Below are 16,295 nucleotides of genomic sequence, written 5' to 3' on the forward strand. Positions count from 1 at the left end.
TGGGAACACGGATTGGACGGATTTGCGCAGATTTCCACGGATTCCAGTGATGGCCCTCCAGCGGGGCGGGTCTCGTTGAGCAGATCAGTGAGATCAGTCAGATCAGTATCATCAGTGTACTATTATCGTGCGTGGCGGGTTGGAACACGGATTAGACTGATTGCGCAGATTTGCACTGATTCCCGGGATGGCCCTCCAGCGGGGCGGGACTCGTTGAGCAGATCAGTGGCATCAGTCAGATCAGTGTCATCAGTGTACTATTATCGTACGTGGCGGGTGGGAACACGGATTGGACGGATTTGCGCAGATTTCCACGGATTCCAGTGATGGCCCTCCAGCGGGGCGGGTCTCGTTGGGCAGATCAGTGAGATCAGTCAGATCAGTGTCATCAGTGTACTATTATCGTACGTGGCGGGTGGGAACACGGATTGGACGGATTTGCGCAGATTTCCACGGATTCCAGTGATGGCCCTCCAGCGGGGCGGGTCTCGTTGGGCAGATCAGTGAGATCAGTGAGATCAGCGTCATCAGTGTACTATCATCGTGCGTGGCGTGTTGGAACACGGATTGGACGGATTTGCGCAGATTTCCACGGATTCCCGGGATGGCCCTCCGGCGGGGCGGGTCTCGTTGGGCAGATCAGTGAGATCAGTGAGATCAGTGAGATCAGTGTCATCAGTGTACTAGTGGTCTGTCAACATAAAAGATGGGGGTTGGCTATGGAAGGCTCATGTCTTGACTTTAGGATAGACCGCCTTGAGTTTGATGCGAGCATCACCGACTTTCATTTGCCAGTCAACTTCCCGTTGAGTTAGATTGACATCCGTCGCCCATGCTGCTATTTCTTCTTGTAGCGTTTCCAATGTCCCTATTCGCCGGTTTTTGAGGCACTGCCTTGTCATTGCGCTAAGCTCATTCTCTGCAATATTAAGCCAGCTGCCATGTTTTGGTGTGTACACAAAATGGATGCGCTTGACATAGGCTCTTGCTTTTTCAGGCGTGAACACCTCATAGAATGCCCCTTTAGTGTGGGTGTTCAGATTGTCACAAACTAGTGTGACCTGTTTGCAGTCAACGTATCGGGTATCAAGCAGCTGTGCAACTTCTAAGGCCCAGTCGGCTTTGGTCCGCTGATCGCGTGCTGTGGCTTGGCGCCAGCCTGCCAAGGGTTCGCAAAACATAAAGATACTGGCTGTCCCAGCCCGCTCGTATTCATAGTCGACCCGTTTAGGGCGTGCTTTAGTAGCCTCAATGGGCTTGCGTGTCTCCTTTACGAGCTGGACTGGCTGTTCATCCATGCACACCATCGGGCGCAGAGGGTCGTAGGGCAATTCGTAGGTATCTAGCACCTCTTCCATACACGCCACAAACTCTGCGTCTGTTTCTGGTGGGATAACCCAATACTCAAGGCTCTGCTGCGAATTCATACCGTTTTTTTTAGCGTATTGCGTACCGTCTCGTGGCTGATCTGCTCAACCACTCCCAATTCCACCACCTTGCGGGCAAGCAGCCGCAAAGACCAGTTGGCATAGCCTTTGGGAGCAGCCCCAAGCCGCATGGCAATGATGGACGCCTCCTGTTTTCCATCAAGCAGCTTGGGGTTTGGTGGGGTGTCCCGCTTTTTACGGTTCAAACATTCCGAAAAACCATGCTCAACGAAGCGCCTGCGTGTATTTTCTACAGTGCTGACGCGGCAGCGGTAAGCCTCCGAGATTTGCTTATCGGGCCAGTTCGCGCCGTTAACGTCGGCCTGTAGAAGAATTTGAGCCCGACGTACTTTTTGATTGCTCCCTTTTAGCTGTGTAGTGACCCGCAGAGCTTCTTCGCGCTCTGATTCGCTTAGCCTGATAATGTATTTTTTATTCATCGCAACTGAGGTTCGTTGCAGGTAAGTTCAACCTTTTAGATGTCTTTTCCAACCCCTATCTTTAACTTTGACAGACCACTAGTGTCATGTGTGGCGCGAGAGAACACAGATTAGACTGATTTCGCGGATTTTCACGGATTGCGAGCAGGGGCATCAGTATAGGCTTGTGGTATAGTAAGCGCAGGAGAAGCAAAGGGGCAAGGGCAGTTTAAGCAGTAGCACAGGGGGTGATATGAATCCGAATATTTGAAAATCACCGCAGAGTGCCTATTTTGGAAGCATGAATACATTATTCCAAAACGCACAATTGTCAATTGAGGAGCTGCCGAGTGTAGCCGGGGTGGAATGGCAGGGGCTCAATCAGGCTTATCTTCGGGTGGACCTGATTGGGCTTTGGCTGTTCCGGCTGGGGGTGCTGGGGGTTTTCCTGGCCTATACTTTTTTTGTGGAAGGATTTCCGCCGGTGGTACGGTGGAGTATTGCCGGGCTGTGGGTGTTTTTGCTGTTGCTGACCACGGTGCTGCGCTATCTCGGTTTCCGGATCAAGGGTTATGCGGTACGGCAGCATGATTTGATGTACCGCCGTGGCTTGCTGTTCCGGTCGGTAACGGTAGTGCCCTTCACGCGGATTCAGCATAGCGAGGTGGAGCAGGGCGTGATTGAGCGGCAGTTTGGGCTGTCGAGCCTGTCGGTCTTTACCGCCGGGGGGAGTCAGAGCGACCTGGTCATTCCCGGCCTGAAAAGAGAAGACGCTGAGCGCATCCGCAATTTCCTTTCCCAAAAAGTAGCGGCGGATGAAGAGGAGTGAGCTGAATTTTCTTGAGCCCCGCCGTCAGGCACAAGCGGCGATCGCGATTTTCATTTACAAATTTGTGGTGCGCATCCTTCGGGCGGCCTGGCCGATTTTGCTGGTGTTTTTATTTCGCAGCAATAAGGAGCAAAGCAATACGGAGCTGCTAATGAATGCCACGGTGGTGATTGGTGGCTTGTTTTCGCTGGGCGTTTCGGTGGTAGCTTACTTCCGGTACTTCTTTCATCTGGAGGAAGATCAGCTGGTGATTCAGAAAGGGGTGTTCAACCGCAGCCTGACGAAGCTTCCCTTTGAGCGCATTCAGAACCTGTATATTGAGCAGAACGTGCTGCACCGCCTGCTGGGTGTGGTGAGCCTGCGGGTCGACTCGGCCGGCAGCAGTGGCCATGAGGTAACGATTGATGCGCTGGAGCGGGAAGATGCTGAAGCCATGCGGGCCTATGTGCTTGAGCAAAAGCAGGAAGAGGCGCAGGAGCGGTCTGGCCTGGGCCCGGAAGCCTCCGAACGAAGTGCCCCGCTTGCGCAATCGATAGTCCTCCGCCTGACTTTTGAGGATTTGCTGCGGATTGGAGTGACCCAAAACCACCTTGCTACGGCCGGAGTGATCGTGGGTACGGTATTCGGCTTTCTGTTTACAGTGGCCGGTGCCTTTGAGCAAGACCTGGTCAAGACCCTGATTGAGCGCTGGCCGATGCTGCAGCCGGGCTTTTGGGGCTTTTTGATATTGGCGACCCTGTTGTTTGTGGTGGCTTTTTTCCTGACCCTGATCCGGACGGTCACGCAGCACTACGATTTACAGTTTTTTGAGAGCCGGGACGGTTTTCAGCTGAAGGCGGGGCTGTTTAACCGGCGGGAAGCTTCCATGCAGAAGCGCAAGATTCAGCTTATTCGCTGGACGGACAATCCGCTGCGGCGGTTGCTGGGGCTGTTCCGGGTGTCGATTCATCAGGCGATTTCGGGCTCGGAGCGGGTAGCGGAGCAAATTTCCATTCCCGGTTGTAAACAGGCTCAGGTGAATGACTTGGTACATTCGAGTTTTGAGGGCAGTGCGGAGGCTGAGTTCCGGGGGCATTGCATTTCCAAAGCGTATTTTATCTGGTATATCCGGTTTATGTTGCTGCCTGCGGTTGTTTTTGGGGCTTTGGGATACTTGTTGCAGGAGCCGCGCTTTGCCCTGCCGGCGGTTGGTTTTCCGGTGCTGGGGGGCTTGTACCTTTGGGCGTATCAGCAGCGTTTCCGGTTGTGGTTGTCCCCGGAATACCTGAAGACTTCGGAGGGAGTGCTGGGGCGGACGGTTACGTTGCTGCCGGTTTATAAGGTGCAGTCGGTTCGTATCCGGCAGTCGTTTTTTCAGCGGCGGCGGGCTTTGGCTTCTGTTGAGTTGTACACGGCGGGGGGCTCGGTGCGGGTACCTTTCCTGCCGCTTGATCTGGCGCGGGCGCTGCAGGACTATGTGCTGTACCGGGTGGAAAGCCGGCGGGAGGATTGGATGTAAAAGGACGATTTCCGGATGGTACGATTATAGACTATGTTTGGAACGGAGAGGTTTGGGCGAAGGCACAAACCCGACGCACGAGTTTGCCGGTACGCACAGGTATGCCGACCCGAAGTCATATTTGGTCCCAGGTTACTTCGTCGTCGGTATAGTTGGTAGTAATGGTTTTGGGTGCGACCTCTACGAGGTCGTTTTGCTGCTGTGGCTGCGGGGGTGAGTAAGATTTGACCTCAGCAGAGGTCAGTTCTGTGCTGCCAGGTAGATACCCAGGTTCTGCGCAGCCTAAAATAACTTCGTGGAAGCCACCGCTTTCTTACTCATGGAAAGAGGTCATTTTGCTGTTCTGGGTAGGTGAGAGCGTAATATTTGACCTCTGCCGCGGTCAGTTCCGTGCTGCCGGTCTGATGTTCATAGTGGCTTGTCCAGGCTGACTTCGCAGACGTTTATCTTGCTGGTTTTCAGGTGTGACCTCTACGAGATCGTTTAGCTATTTCAGGTAGGTGGGTGAGTAACCTATGACCTCTATAGCGATAAGTTCCGTGCTACCGGTCTGGTGCTTGTGGAGGGGTCTGCCCAGGCTGACTTCGTAGAAGTCACATCTTACTAACCCGGGGAACGAGGCAGGTTCGACCTCGCAGAGGTCGCATACGCTGCTTAGGCAGTGAGTCACCCCAACCTTAAAAGTTAACCTTTCCGGTCCCTGTTGCCAAAGCATACTTTGCCGGATAAAAAGCCTTACTAACCTTAGGTCCTGTAGCGCACTGAACTCGTAAAGGTTGTGGTGAGCAGCGTATGATCTGGCGAGGTCAGTGCTGAGCTGGAGGGCTGAACTTGTGGTGCGTTAAGGTCAGGGCACTTCAAAATTTCTACAAAATCGCTTCCTATCTTTGTCATCATGAAATTGCTCATTGTAGAAGATCAGCAGGAATTAGTAGACAATATTCAGGCGTACCTCAGCCGGGGCGATGTGGTCTGCGAGGCGGCGCGCAACTTTGCGGAAGCCCAGGACCGCCTCCTGTCCTTCAGCTATGATATTGTGCTGCTCGACCTGATGCTGCCCGATGGGAGCGGCCTCAACCTCCTGCGCCTGCTCAAGCGGATGAACCCGGAAACAGGCGTGCTCATCATCTCCGCAAAAAATGCACTGGACGACAAAATCAAAGGGCTCGAACTGGGAGCCGATGATTACCTGACCAAGCCTTTCCACCTTTCCGAACTCAACGCCCGCCTCAACGCCATCTTCCGCCGCCGCCGTCAGCAGGGGCATAAAGTACTGGAGCATGGTTGCATCCGCATTGATACCGATACACGGGAAGTAACCGTCTCCGATCAGCCTATTACCCTGACTGTCAAGGAGTACGAGCTGTTGCTGTTTTTCATCACCAATAAGAACCGGGTGCTGACCAAGCAGGTGATTGCCGAGCACCTTTGGGGCGATGATGTGGACCTATTAGACTCTTTCGATTTTGTGTATCAGCATATTAAGAACCTCCGCAAAAAGATCGCCATCGAAGGCTGCGAAGAGCACATCAAAACCATCTACGGGCTGGGCTATAAATTCACCAACCGATGAACTTGATTGCCAAAACGACCGTGTTTTACCTGCTGGTGTCCGTGCTGGTCTTTGGCATCGGCGGCTACGTGACCTACCATGTGGTGGAAACGGAGGTGATCAAAGAAACAGATTTTGCACTGTACGACGAGGTGCAGGATATGGCTGATGATATCCGGGACGGCATTCCTTTGGAAATCCTGCGCCGCCGGAGGGCAAGCATTGAGCATGTGGGCGACCACTTGCAAATTGATACTTTCTACCGGTTTTCAGACACCATCGCCCCGCATCCCTACCGCGAAGGAGAAACCGAGCCCTACCGGAAGCTGGAAGCCGTGAAGGAAGTGGACGGCAGTTTTTTCCATATCACCATCACTGATGTTTTCATCGAATCCGATGATATCTACGATGTGGTGGTGGAAATCATCTGGCGGCTCTTTCTCATCCTCGGCGTGGGCATGCTGATTGCCAGTTTTCTGGTGACCCGATGGCTACTAACCCCATTTCAGCGCATCCTGAGCAGCATCCGGGGTTTTAACATCAAACAGTCCGAACCTCTGGATTTGCCCAAAACCACCACCCGTGAGTTCCGGCAGCTCAACGCCTTTGTATCGGCTATGACGGAGCGGGCAAGGCGGGATTTCCGCACGGTCCGGGAGTTTTCTGAGAATGCTTCCCACGAGATGCAAACGCCCCTGTCTATCGCCCGGGGCAAGCTGGAGCTCCTACAGGAAACCCCGTCCCTGGACCAGGAGCAACTCCGGCTCATAGACGATGCGCAAACGGCACTCCGGCGCTTGTCTAAACTGGGCAGTGCTCTGTTGCTGCTCACCAAAATTGAGAACCACGAGTTCCGGGCGCAGCATAAAATTGATTTTTCGGCCATCGTGAACGCCTGTATCGATAATTTTGAGGAGCTGGCGATGCTGCGGGGCCTGCCCGTGAAGCGGGACGTCAAACCCGGTGTGAAGGTTGCCCTTGATCCCACCCTGGCTGATGTGCTGGTCTCCAACCTGGTGCGCAATGCCATCCGCCATAATCAGGAAGATGGTGCCATAGAGGTTCACCTGGACCACAAGGGCCTTATCATCCGCAATACCGGTGCGGCTCCTACCATCCCTACCCGGGACCTCTTCAAGCGCTTCCGCAAAAACCAGCAATCCGAGAAGTCAATGGGGCTCGGGCTGGCCATCGTTAAGAAGATCTGCGACACCAACCGCCTGTCTGTCAACTACGATTTTCAGGACGGCTGGCACGAAATAAGTGTGATTTTCCCGACAAATGTTTAAACTTCAGAATTGCTTCAACATTACTACAGGTGAGCGATAGATTCGCCTCTTACCTTTGTCGTAAATAAAATTCAAGCATGAAGTTTCACCTGACCTTACTCACATTTCTGCTCACCTTTTCCTTTTTGCATGCCGCAAAGGGTGCCTCCACAGACCCCGGCGATGACATGAAGGGGCTTGTGAAAGGGCAAATTATAGATGGCTCCACAGGGGCTCCTTTGGAATACACCACAGTATCGGTTTATGCCTTGCCAGACAGCAATCTGGTGACGGGTGGCATTACCGATGGAGAGGGCATTTTCTCCATAGAACTGAAAACAGGCCGCTACTACCTGGAAGTGGCTTACATTTCTTACCAAAAGCTGGAAACGAAGCCTTTCGAGATTGCCCGTGGCCGAATGAGTGCCGATCTGGGCAGAATAGAAATGCAGCCCGATGCCACCACCCTTGAACAAGTGGAAGTGCGGGCAGAGAAAAGCCGCATGCAGATGTCGCTGGACAAGCGCGTATTCAATGTCGGCAAGGACCTGGCGAACCTCGGCGGTTCGGCTACGGATGTGCTGGACAACGTACCCTCGGTCACAGTGGATGTGGAGGGCAATGTGAGCCTGCGCGGCAGTGGTGGCGTGCGCATTCTGATCAACGGCCGGCCTTCGAGCCTGGTCGGCGTAGGGGATACCGATGGCCTGCGCAACATCCCCGCCAACCTGATCGAGCGGGTGGAAGTGATTACCAACCCCAGCTCCCGGTACGAAGCCGAAGGAATGGCGGGTATTATCAACATCATTCTCAAAAAAGAAAAGCGCAAAGGCTGGAATGGCTCGGTGGACGTCACCGGGGGCTACCCGGAACAGGCAGGCCTGGCTATCAATACTAACTACCGCGTCAAAAAGTGGAATTTCTTTGCCAACTATGGCCTGACCTACCGGCAGAGCCCCGGCAGTGGCAGCCGCTACCAGGAAGTCTATGACCGCAATGAATTCGGTCCGGATACCACATTTATCCAGGATTTGACCAGGGACCGTACCCGTGGCGGATGGGATAACAACATCCGTGTGGGAGCGGACTACAGCTTTAGCGAAACCAGCACGCTGACCGCTAATTTCACCTACAGCGTGGAAGATGGCGACAATATCTCGGAGATTACCTACCGCGATTTTATCAACAGCCTGGAGAATCCCACCGGTATCAGCACCCGTACCGATAATGAGCGGGAAGAGGAAGCCGACCTGGAATATGTCATGACCTATCGCAAGGAATTCAAAGGCAAGGGGCATCAGTTTACCACTGATATCCGCTATCAGGACAGTGAGGAGCTGGAAACGTCCACCATCCGCGAGGCCTACTTTACCCCGGAATTTGAAGAGACCGGCGCGAGCGAGCTGGAGCAGCGGTCCAGTAATCTGGAGTTGCAAAGACAACTGATCTGGCAGGCTGACTATGTTCGCCCCTTTGCCGAAGAAGGCAAATTTGAGGTGGGGCTGCGGGCTGGTCTGCGCGATATAGAAACCAACTTCCAGGTAGATGAATTTGGAGTGAGTGGGTGGGAAAACCTGCCCGAGTTCACCAATAACTTCCTGTTTGATGAAGATGTCTATGCCGCCTATACGAGCATTGGCAATAAGTACGGTGACTTCTCCTTTCAGGCCGGGGTGAGAGCTGAATATACTAATATGGTTACTGAATTAGTCGCCACCGAGCAGGTCAATCCACGGGAATACTTCAACCTGTTCCCCAGTGTATTCCTGGGCTACGACCTGGGCGAAACCGGCAATTCCATGCAGGTGAGCTACAGCCGCCGCATCAACCGGCCTAACTTCTGGAGCCTGAACCCGTTCTTCAGCTTCAGCGATGCCCGGAACATCTTCACCGGCAACCCTAACCTGGATCCCGAATTCACCGACTCCTACGAGATCAACTACCTTAAATACTGGGATAACGCTTCGATGACAGCGGGCGTTTTCTACCGCTTCACCACAGGCAAAACGGAACGCATTCAGCGGGTCAACTCCGAGGGCATCACCTTCACGCAGCCGGAAAACCTGGCCACAGAGGATGCCTATGGTCTGGACGTCACCTTCTCCATTTCCCCTACCAAGTGGTGGGACCTGGATGGCAACGTCAACTTCTTCCGGTCCATTATTTCCGGTACCACTGAGTCGGGCGAAGACCTCGGGGCAGACGCTATTACTTCCTTTGGGCGGCTGACTTCACAGATCACGCTTTGGGACGAGCTCAATACGCAGGTCCGCTTCAACTACCGGGCACCGCGCAATGATCCTCAGGGCCGAGATAAATCCATGTACCATATGGACCTGACCCTGAGCAAAGATATTTTGGAAAAGAAAGGTACGCTGACCTTTTCCGTAAGCGACGTCTTCAACTCCCGCCGCTGGCGCTATGTCAACGAAGGCACCGGCTTTTACAGCGAAGGCGACTTTCAGTGGCGCGCCCGTCAGGCCCGTCTGACTTTCTCCTACCGCATCAATCAGCAGAAAAAGCGCCGGGGTAATTATGGCGGTGGCTACGATGGTGGCGGCGGTGATTTCTAAGACTTACTCATACACTACTTTGTGAAAATTGGTTGGCAGCGGGTGAATGGCATCCGCTGCTTTTTTGTTAGAAGAGCGGATGGGCTGGGCTTTCGTATTGATGTGTCTTGTTATTGAGATCGGTGCCATCAGTGTACTATTGTCGTGTGCGGCGTGAGGGGGGACACGGATTAGACGGATTTCGCGGATTTTCGCTGATTGCGAGCAGGGGCATAAGAGCAGGGCATGCTTGTATGGAGGCACCGGGCTGCAAGATCAGTGTGATCAGTCAGATCAGCGTCATCAGTGTACTATTGTCGTGTGCGGCGTGAGGGGGGACACGGATTAGACGGATTTCGCGGATTTTCGCTGATTGCGAGCAGGGGCATAAGAGCAGGGCATGCTTGTATGGAGGCACCGGGCTGCAAGATCAGTGTGATCAGTCAGATCAGCGTCATCAGTGTACTATTGTCGTGTGCGGCGTGAGGGGGGACACGGATTAGACGGATTTCGCGGATTTTCGCTGATTGCGAGCAGGGGCATAAGAGCAGGGCATGCTTGTATGGAGGCACCGGGCTGCAAGATCAGTGTGATCAGTCAGATCAGCGTCATCAGTGTACTATTGTCGTGTGCGGCGTGAGGGGGGACACGGATTAGACGGATTTCGCGGATTTTCGCTGATTGCGAGCAGGGGCATAAGAGCAGGGCATGCTTGTATGGAGGCACCGGGCTGCAAGATCAGTGTGATCAGTCAGATCAGCGTCATCAGTGTACTATTGTCGTGTGCGGCGTGAGGGGGACACGGATTAGACTGATTGCGCAGATTTGCACGGATTGCGAGCAGGGGCATAAGAGCGGGGCATGTTCGTGTGGCGGCAGCAGGGTTGCAAGATCAGTGTGATCAGTGTCATCAGTGTACTATTGTCGTGTGCGGCGTGAGGGGGGATACGGATTAGACTGATTGCGCAGATTTTCGCTGATTTCGAGCGGTGGCACGCATGGCGGCAGCAGGGTTGCAAGATCAGTGTGATCAGTCAGATCAGCGTCATCAGTGTACTATTGCGTTACGTGGAGTTTGGGGAACACGGATTAGACTGATTGCGCAGATTTGCACGGATTGCGAGCAGGGGCATAAGAGCGGGGCATGTTCGTGTGGCGGCAGCAGGGTTGCAAGATCAGTGTGATCAGTCAGATCAGCGACATCAGTGTACTATTGTCGTGTGCGGCGTGAGGGGGGGCACGGATTAGACTGATTGCGCAGATTTTCGCTGATTTCGAGCGGTGGTACGCATGGCGGCAGCAGGGTTGCAAGATCAGTGTGATCAGTCAGATCAGCGTCATCAGTGTACTTCTAATCCTACTGTCCCCTCAACGACACCCACCCCACCAAATTTTTCCCTACTTTAGCACCCGATGAACACCCAATTGCATAGCACAGCTCTTTTGCTTTTCCTTCGCAATGAGCAGGACGAAGCGCGCTACAAGCCCCTGGCTGGCAGCCAAAAGGGGAGTGCTGCGCTTTTCCGGCAATTCAACCGCTATGCCATAAAGCAGGCGCGGCGTACCGGGCTGCCGCTTTTTGTCATTCAGGGCGATCAGCAGGTAGGGGCCACCTTCGGCGAACGCCTGGCCAATGCTTATCAATCTGTTTTTGAGCTGGGGTACGAGCGGGTGATTGCTATCGGCAACGACTGCCCTGAACTGAGCACTGGTTTGCTGTTGCAGGCCGCAGGTGCGCTGGCACAGCATGGGTTGGTCCTTGGGCCGACACAAGACGGTGGCGCTTACCTGATTGGGCTGCAGCGTTCCGATTTTGACCATGCCGCTTTTGCGAATCTGCCCTGGCAGACCGATACGGTTTATGAAGCCCTTCAGGCTTTGGCCGGGGGGGGAGTTGCTGTGCTCAGTACCTCTTTCGACATAGACCGCCCCGGAACCTTAAGCCGGCAGTTTTGGCGCCTGCCTCTTGTCCTGCGCCGGGCGCTGAGCCGTTTGATGGGGCAGGAGAGTGGTGCCGTTTTTCAAGTTCAATGGCGCCCCTTTCACCTGACTTTACTACGCTCCCTTGGGCTTCGTGCCCCTCCCTTCGCAGCCTGCCTGTAGTATTTCTACCTGTTAATAACATGAAAATGAGGGCTTAGCCCCGCTAGCTGATGCAGAATGGTCACCGGTGATGATCTGACCCGGTGGGCATTTCCGTACATCTTTTCAAAATCTCACTATTTCAAATACTCACTTTTATGAAAATCCAATTGACGCTCCTGCTGAGCTTCATCACGGCTGCTGGTTTGCTGGCACAAGCCGACCTCAACGTCAACCTCATCAATTACCTGACGGATGCGCCGGTTGCCGGCATGGAAGTCCGGCTGCTCAATGAAAGCCGTGGCCTGGAGCGTTTGGCTACCACCAATGATCAGGGCGTGGCGACTTTTAAAGGCTTGCCTGAAGTCACCGGTTATAAAGTGCTGACGGAGGAAACAGAGGCTTTCCTTTCCGGAGAGTCGGACCCATTCAGCATCCGGTCCAACCAAAATCCAACCATCACTCTGGCACTGTTCGAAAACCGGCAGATTGCCCTCGATGCAGTGGAGGTTTCTGCGGCCTCCACCACCCAAATCAACAGCACTGACGCCGAAGTATCCTTCGAGTTGAAACAACGGGAAATCGAGGAACTGCCCATCGAAGGGCGGGACATCACCCGGGTGCTTTTCCGCCTGCCCAACGTCTCTCAGGCCACGGGCTTCTACCCGGAAGCGCCCAATGTGGCCATCAACGGCGCCAACCCGCTTTTCACCAGCTACCTCATCGACGGCATGGATAATAACGAGCGTTTCCTGGGCGGCCAGAAGTTCGCCATCCCGGTGGGCTTCACCCGCAATATCACCGTGCTGACCAACAACTACAGCGCAGAGTACGGCCTTACGGCAAATGGCATCGTCAACATCACCACCCGCAGCGGCAGCAATGAGTTTGGCGGGGAGGCTTTCCTGATCACCCGCCCCGGGCCGGTCATCGACGGTCAGTCGGACTTTGCGCAGCGCGATCTTTCCGGCAACCCGGTGAAGGATGGCTTTCAGCGCTATCAGGCAGGCGTGGGCTTCGGTGGCGCCATTGTGCAGGATCAGACCTTTTACTACCTCAACGTAGAGCACACCACCGACCTGAAAGACAACCTCCTCAACTCCGATGCCCTGGGCGTAAACGAAACGGTCCGCGGCGAGAACAACTTCACCTACATCTCCGGTAAGCTCGACCACAACTGGAGCCCCAACTTCACCTCCAGCCTGCGGGCGAACGTCGGCCTCGTGAATATCGAGCGGCAGGGCGGCGGGCTCGACGGGGGCGTGACTTTCCCCTCTGCGGGCAGTGTGCAGGACCGTAACTCAATCCTGGTGGCGCTGAAGAATAACTATATTGGCAACAATTTTAGTGCACAGACCAATGTTCAATACAGCCGCTTCCGCTGGAACTACGGTCGGGCACTCAACGGCCCCGGCCCGCAGGTGACGATTTTTAATCCCAATGACATCACCGTGGGCGTTATCGGTCACCCGGGCTTTGTCTTTGACGAAACGGAAAACACGGTGCAGTTCCAGCAAAAATTCAATTACTACGCCGGCAACCACACCCTGAAGGCCGGCCTGGCAGTCATCTCTGCCGACCATCAGCTCTTCGGGGGTGGCAATGTGGATGGCAACTACACCGTCCGCCTTACCCAAGACCAACTTGATCAGGTGCGGGGGCTCGGCCGGGGCAGTGCCCTGAATGTGAATGACATCCCGGGCGATGTGGAAGTTCTGGGCTATGCCGTAGAATTACGCCCTACTTCCTTCGGTGCCCGGCAGACCATCTACTCCGCCTACCTGGAGGACGAATGGCGGGCGACTTCCCGCCTGACCGCCACTCTCGGCTTGCGCTACGATTATGACAACCTCTCCGCTGGTGGCTCCGATGAGGGCGATTACAACAATATCGCGCCCCGCCTTAACCTCAACTACAAGCTCGGGCGGCGCAGCAGCCTGCGCGGGGGCTACGGCATTTTTTACGAAAAAATCCCCTACGCCATCTACAGCGATGCACTGCAGCAGAACACCACTAGCGCGGACTATCGCAAGCAAATTCAGTACTTTGTCGATCAGGGCATACTGCCGGCGGATACAGATGTGAGTGCTGTCACCTTTGAGGGCAACCTCAGCGGCTTCGCCTCCAACGTAGGCTATCTGCAAGGCCCCTCCGCGGAGAGCCTGCAGGAACAGCGCGAGGGCGTCTTCAGCAATGAGCGCCGCATTCTCAACCCTAACGGATACGACAACCCCTACACCCACCAAATGGCGCTGGGCTATCAGCTGCAGATGAACAACAACAGCCTGTTCTTCGTGGACCTGGTGCACAACCGCTCCTTCAACCTGCTGCGCCTGCGCAACCTCAATGCCGCCGCCCCCTACAAGGTGGATCCGGACGATCCGCAGGTGCGCACCATTGCCGAAGCCGATGCCTCCCGCCCGCTGCCGATTATTGACGGCAACAGCGCAGTAATCAACGGGGAGACGCTTACCGGCGTAGCCCGCAATGTGGTGATGAGCGAAACCGCCGGCGAGTCGCGCTACTACGCCGCCAGCTTTAACTTCCAGAAGGCGAGGGGAGAGGATGACTACAGCTTTCGCCTCAACTACACCTTGTCGTACCTGGAGAACAACACCGAGGATATCAACTTCCGCGCTATGGATGCCAATGATTTCGAAGCAGAGTGGGGCCCGAGCATCAACGACCGCCGCCACATCATCAATACCACCTTCACGTACTATCCGGTGGAAAACCTATCGCTGACCGTGGCCGGCCTGATCCAAAGCGGGCAGCCGATCAACCGTACACCTCTGCCCGTCAGCTACGTAGTAGTAGATGAGAATGGCAACCCCGTGCAGCAACAGCTCACTGCCCCGGACGGCACCCCTGCCTTCGATCAAAACGGAGACCCCATCCTGGTGGACGTTACCGCTTCCACCACCGACCTCAACGGGGATGGCGCCTCCTTCGGCGATGCCTACGTGGGCAACAGCGACCGCTTCCCGGGCGAAAGCCGCAACAGCGACCGCCTGCCCTGGTCCAATACCTTTGATGTGGGCTTGCAGTACGATTTCCAGCTGGGCAGCAATGAACTGCAGTTGCGGGCGGATGTCTTCAACGTGTTCAATACCCAAAATCTGAGCGGCTATAGCAACAACGCCACGCAGTCGAATCAGATTCAGCCGGGCTCGGCAGCGAGCGGCAGGCTGATCCGCCGGAATGCAAGTGCGCCGCGGCAGTTTCAGTTTACCTTGAGGTACGTGTTTTAGTAACATGCGACTTCTACGCAGTTGTGGTGAAAATGAGGACTTCGTTAGAAGTCCCACGTTAGTAACCCCCGGCTAAAATCAAGGAAACCGACCTCGTAGAGGTCGCATATAAGTAATTATTGAAAAATAATACCACCACCATGATCAAAGCAGCCGTCATCGACAACGGCATCGTCGGGCTCCGCGAGAGCTACCTCGATCAGCCGCACGTGCAGTACGATTTCCTGCCCACCCATCAGGCCACCGCGCCGGACTTCAGCCCCTACGACCTGCTCGTCGTGCCCAATGGTACCGATCAGGTGGCCATGTACCACTGGCGGGAAGCCGTACAACGCTTTCTGAATCAGGGGAAAACCCTCTTTTGCTTCGACGGATGGTTTACCCATTGGCTGCCCGGCAGTCAGTGGGTGGCGGACAACAGCAAAAAGACCATCGATATCCGCTACACCCTGAAAGCCGACCGCTACGGGCTGTTTGAAGGCGTGGACCTCAACCACTTCATCTTCTCCAACGGCATCAGCGGCTGGTGGGCCTGCGGCTACATTCAGCCTGCTCCCCGGGCGGAAGTAGTGGTGGCCGATACCTGGGGGCGCTGCATTATGTTGCTGGATGAGCAGACCACTCCGGGCACCATCTTCGCCACCGCCAGCGGCCCGCTGGGCGATTACGCTTACGGGACCACCGACGATGCGGGCTCTATGGAAGGCCTGACCCGGCTGTACCACAATTTACTCACCAAACTCATCAAAACACCGGTATCATGATAGGATTACTCTTTAACGGCGTCTGGTCGCAGTACGCTTTCGCGAAAGCGGGAAAATACCAGCACCTGTACCGGCTGCTGTACATTCACGACCTCACGGAAGCCTCCCTGCAGGGCCTCAAAGCCATCGCTGTGCCCTTTCAGTCCAATCAGGCGGCGATTCGGGAGCGCAAAGGCCTCATCTACAACTTCCTGAAACAGGGCGGCAAGGTTTTCGTGGCCGGCGACAGCACCGCCGACTGGCTCGATGCACAGTGGGAAGACCGCCCGGTCAATAATTACTGGTGGGTAAAAGACCCCACTAACCCACCCGTTTCCCAAACCGACTACAGCCACCCGGTTTACGAAGGGTTGAGTGTCCGCCACGCCTGCTGGCACACCCACGGCGTATACACCCGCATACCGGAGCACGCCCGCATCGTTCAGACCAATGGCAGGGGCGAAGTCATCTCCTGGGAAACGAACCACTACGGTGGCACCCTTTTCGTGACCACCCTCGACCCAATTGTGGAGCACGGCATTCAACAAATTACCCACCTCGATCATTACGTCGACAAGCTCACCGAATGGCTGTGCGGCGTGAAGCCGGAAGGGCAGTTCGAGATGCAGGCGGCGGATTATGGCGTGGCCTGGGAAAACGATTAGCAAGAAACG

The 16,295-nt window shown here is 55.0% G+C and carries 11 protein-coding genes; 9 read left to right on the plus strand and 2 right to left on the minus strand.

Annotated features, from left to right (window positions below):
* Positions 1-728: 728 nt before the first annotated feature.
* Together IX84_RS19465 and IX84_RS19470 are read right to left on the minus strand one after the other, a co-directional pair.
* Positions 729-1,427 carry an IS630 family transposase gene (locus IX84_RS19465; RefSeq protein ID WP_044224604.1) on the minus strand — a complete coding sequence of 233 codons (699 nt, stop codon included), beginning with the start codon at positions 1,425-1,427 and terminating at the stop codon, positions 729-731.
* Complete coding sequence (locus IX84_RS19470) at positions 1,424-1,867, minus strand: helix-turn-helix domain-containing protein (RefSeq protein ID WP_044224607.1); 444 nt, start codon at positions 1,865-1,867, stop codon at positions 1,424-1,426. Before IX84_RS19470 ends, IX84_RS19465 begins: the two co-directional genes overlap by 4 nt.
* 280 nt (positions 1,868-2,147) lie before the next feature.
* On the opposite strand from IX84_RS19470, the gene IX84_RS19475 reads away from it, so the two are divergent.
* The 9 genes from IX84_RS19475 to IX84_RS19515 all read left to right on the plus strand — a co-directional run bounded on the left by IX84_RS19475 (position 2,148) and on the right by IX84_RS19515 (position 16,286).
* Positions 2,148-2,675 (plus strand): PH domain-containing protein, encoded by a 528-nt coding sequence (locus tag IX84_RS19475; RefSeq protein WP_044224610.1) that lies wholly within the window; start codon positions 2,148-2,150, stop codon positions 2,673-2,675.
* A complete protein-coding gene (locus tag IX84_RS19480) occupies positions 2,662-4,173 on the plus strand; it encodes a PH domain-containing protein (protein WP_044224612.1) in 1,512 nt (503 codons plus the stop codon). Before IX84_RS19475 ends, IX84_RS19480 begins: the two co-directional genes overlap by 14 nt.
* An 895-nt stretch (positions 4,174-5,068) precedes the next feature.
* Positions 5,069-5,746 (plus strand): response regulator transcription factor, encoded by a 678-nt coding sequence (locus IX84_RS19485; protein WP_044224615.1) that lies wholly within the window; start codon positions 5,069-5,071, stop codon positions 5,744-5,746.
* A complete protein-coding gene (locus tag IX84_RS19490; RefSeq protein ID WP_044224618.1) occupies positions 5,743-7,014 on the plus strand; it encodes a sensor histidine kinase in 1,272 nt (423 codons plus the stop codon). Before IX84_RS19485 ends, IX84_RS19490 begins: the two co-directional genes overlap by 4 nt.
* Positions 7,015-7,091: 77 nt before the next feature.
* Positions 7,092-9,566, plus strand: a complete 2,475-nt coding sequence (locus tag IX84_RS19495) for an outer membrane beta-barrel family protein (protein ID WP_044224621.1) — start codon at positions 7,092-7,094, stop codon at positions 9,564-9,566.
* A 1,392-nt stretch (positions 9,567-10,958) separates the two neighbouring features.
* Complete coding sequence (locus IX84_RS19500) at positions 10,959-11,648, plus strand: TIGR04282 family arsenosugar biosynthesis glycosyltransferase (RefSeq protein WP_052516226.1); 690 nt, start codon at positions 10,959-10,961, stop codon at positions 11,646-11,648.
* A gap of 137 nt (positions 11,649-11,785) precedes the next feature.
* Positions 11,786-14,878, plus strand: coding sequence for a TonB-dependent receptor (locus IX84_RS19505; protein WP_044224625.1), 3,093 nt, complete (start codon positions 11,786-11,788; stop codon positions 14,876-14,878).
* 140 nt (positions 14,879-15,018) lie between these two features.
* A complete protein-coding gene (locus IX84_RS19510; RefSeq protein WP_044224628.1) occupies positions 15,019-15,642 on the plus strand; it encodes a hypothetical protein in 624 nt (207 codons plus the stop codon).
* On the plus strand, positions 15,639-16,286 hold the full coding sequence (locus IX84_RS19515; RefSeq protein ID WP_044224631.1) for a hypothetical protein: 648 nt from the start codon (positions 15,639-15,641) through the stop codon (positions 16,284-16,286). The genes IX84_RS19510 and IX84_RS19515 overlap by 4 nt, the downstream gene beginning before the upstream one ends.
* Positions 16,287-16,295 lie beyond the last annotated feature (9 nt).

The sequence above is a fragment of the Phaeodactylibacter xiamenensis genome (assembly GCF_000759025.1).
Classification (GTDB): domain Bacteria; phylum Bacteroidota; class Bacteroidia; order Chitinophagales; family Saprospiraceae; genus Phaeodactylibacter; species Phaeodactylibacter xiamenensis.

Bases quoted from the DNA above. Each gene is read 5' to 3' on its own strand.
- IX84_RS19465 (WP_044224604.1), bottom strand. From the start codon at position 1,427: ATGAATTCGCAGCAGAGCCTTGAGTATTGGGTTATCCCACCAGAAACA.
- IX84_RS19470 (WP_044224607.1), bottom strand. From the start codon at position 1,867: ATGAATAAAAAATACATTATCAGGCTAAGCGAATCAGAGCGCGAAGAA.
- IX84_RS19475 (WP_044224610.1), top strand. From the start codon at position 2,148: ATGAATACATTATTCCAAAACGCACAATTGTCAATTGAGGAGCTGCCG.
- IX84_RS19480 (WP_044224612.1), top strand. From the start codon at position 2,662: ATGAAGAGGAGTGAGCTGAATTTTCTTGAGCCCCGCCGTCAGGCACAA.
- IX84_RS19485 (WP_044224615.1), top strand. From the start codon at position 5,069: ATGAAATTGCTCATTGTAGAAGATCAGCAGGAATTAGTAGACAATATT.
- IX84_RS19490 (WP_044224618.1), top strand. From the start codon at position 5,743: ATGAACTTGATTGCCAAAACGACCGTGTTTTACCTGCTGGTGTCCGTG.
- IX84_RS19495 (WP_044224621.1), top strand. From the start codon at position 7,092: ATGAAGTTTCACCTGACCTTACTCACATTTCTGCTCACCTTTTCCTTT.
- IX84_RS19500 (WP_052516226.1), top strand. From the start codon at position 10,959: ATGAACACCCAATTGCATAGCACAGCTCTTTTGCTTTTCCTTCGCAAT.
- IX84_RS19505 (WP_044224625.1), top strand. From the start codon at position 11,786: ATGAAAATCCAATTGACGCTCCTGCTGAGCTTCATCACGGCTGCTGGT.
- IX84_RS19510 (WP_044224628.1), top strand. From the start codon at position 15,019: ATGATCAAAGCAGCCGTCATCGACAACGGCATCGTCGGGCTCCGCGAG.
- IX84_RS19515 (WP_044224631.1), top strand. From the start codon at position 15,639: ATGATAGGATTACTCTTTAACGGCGTCTGGTCGCAGTACGCTTTCGCG.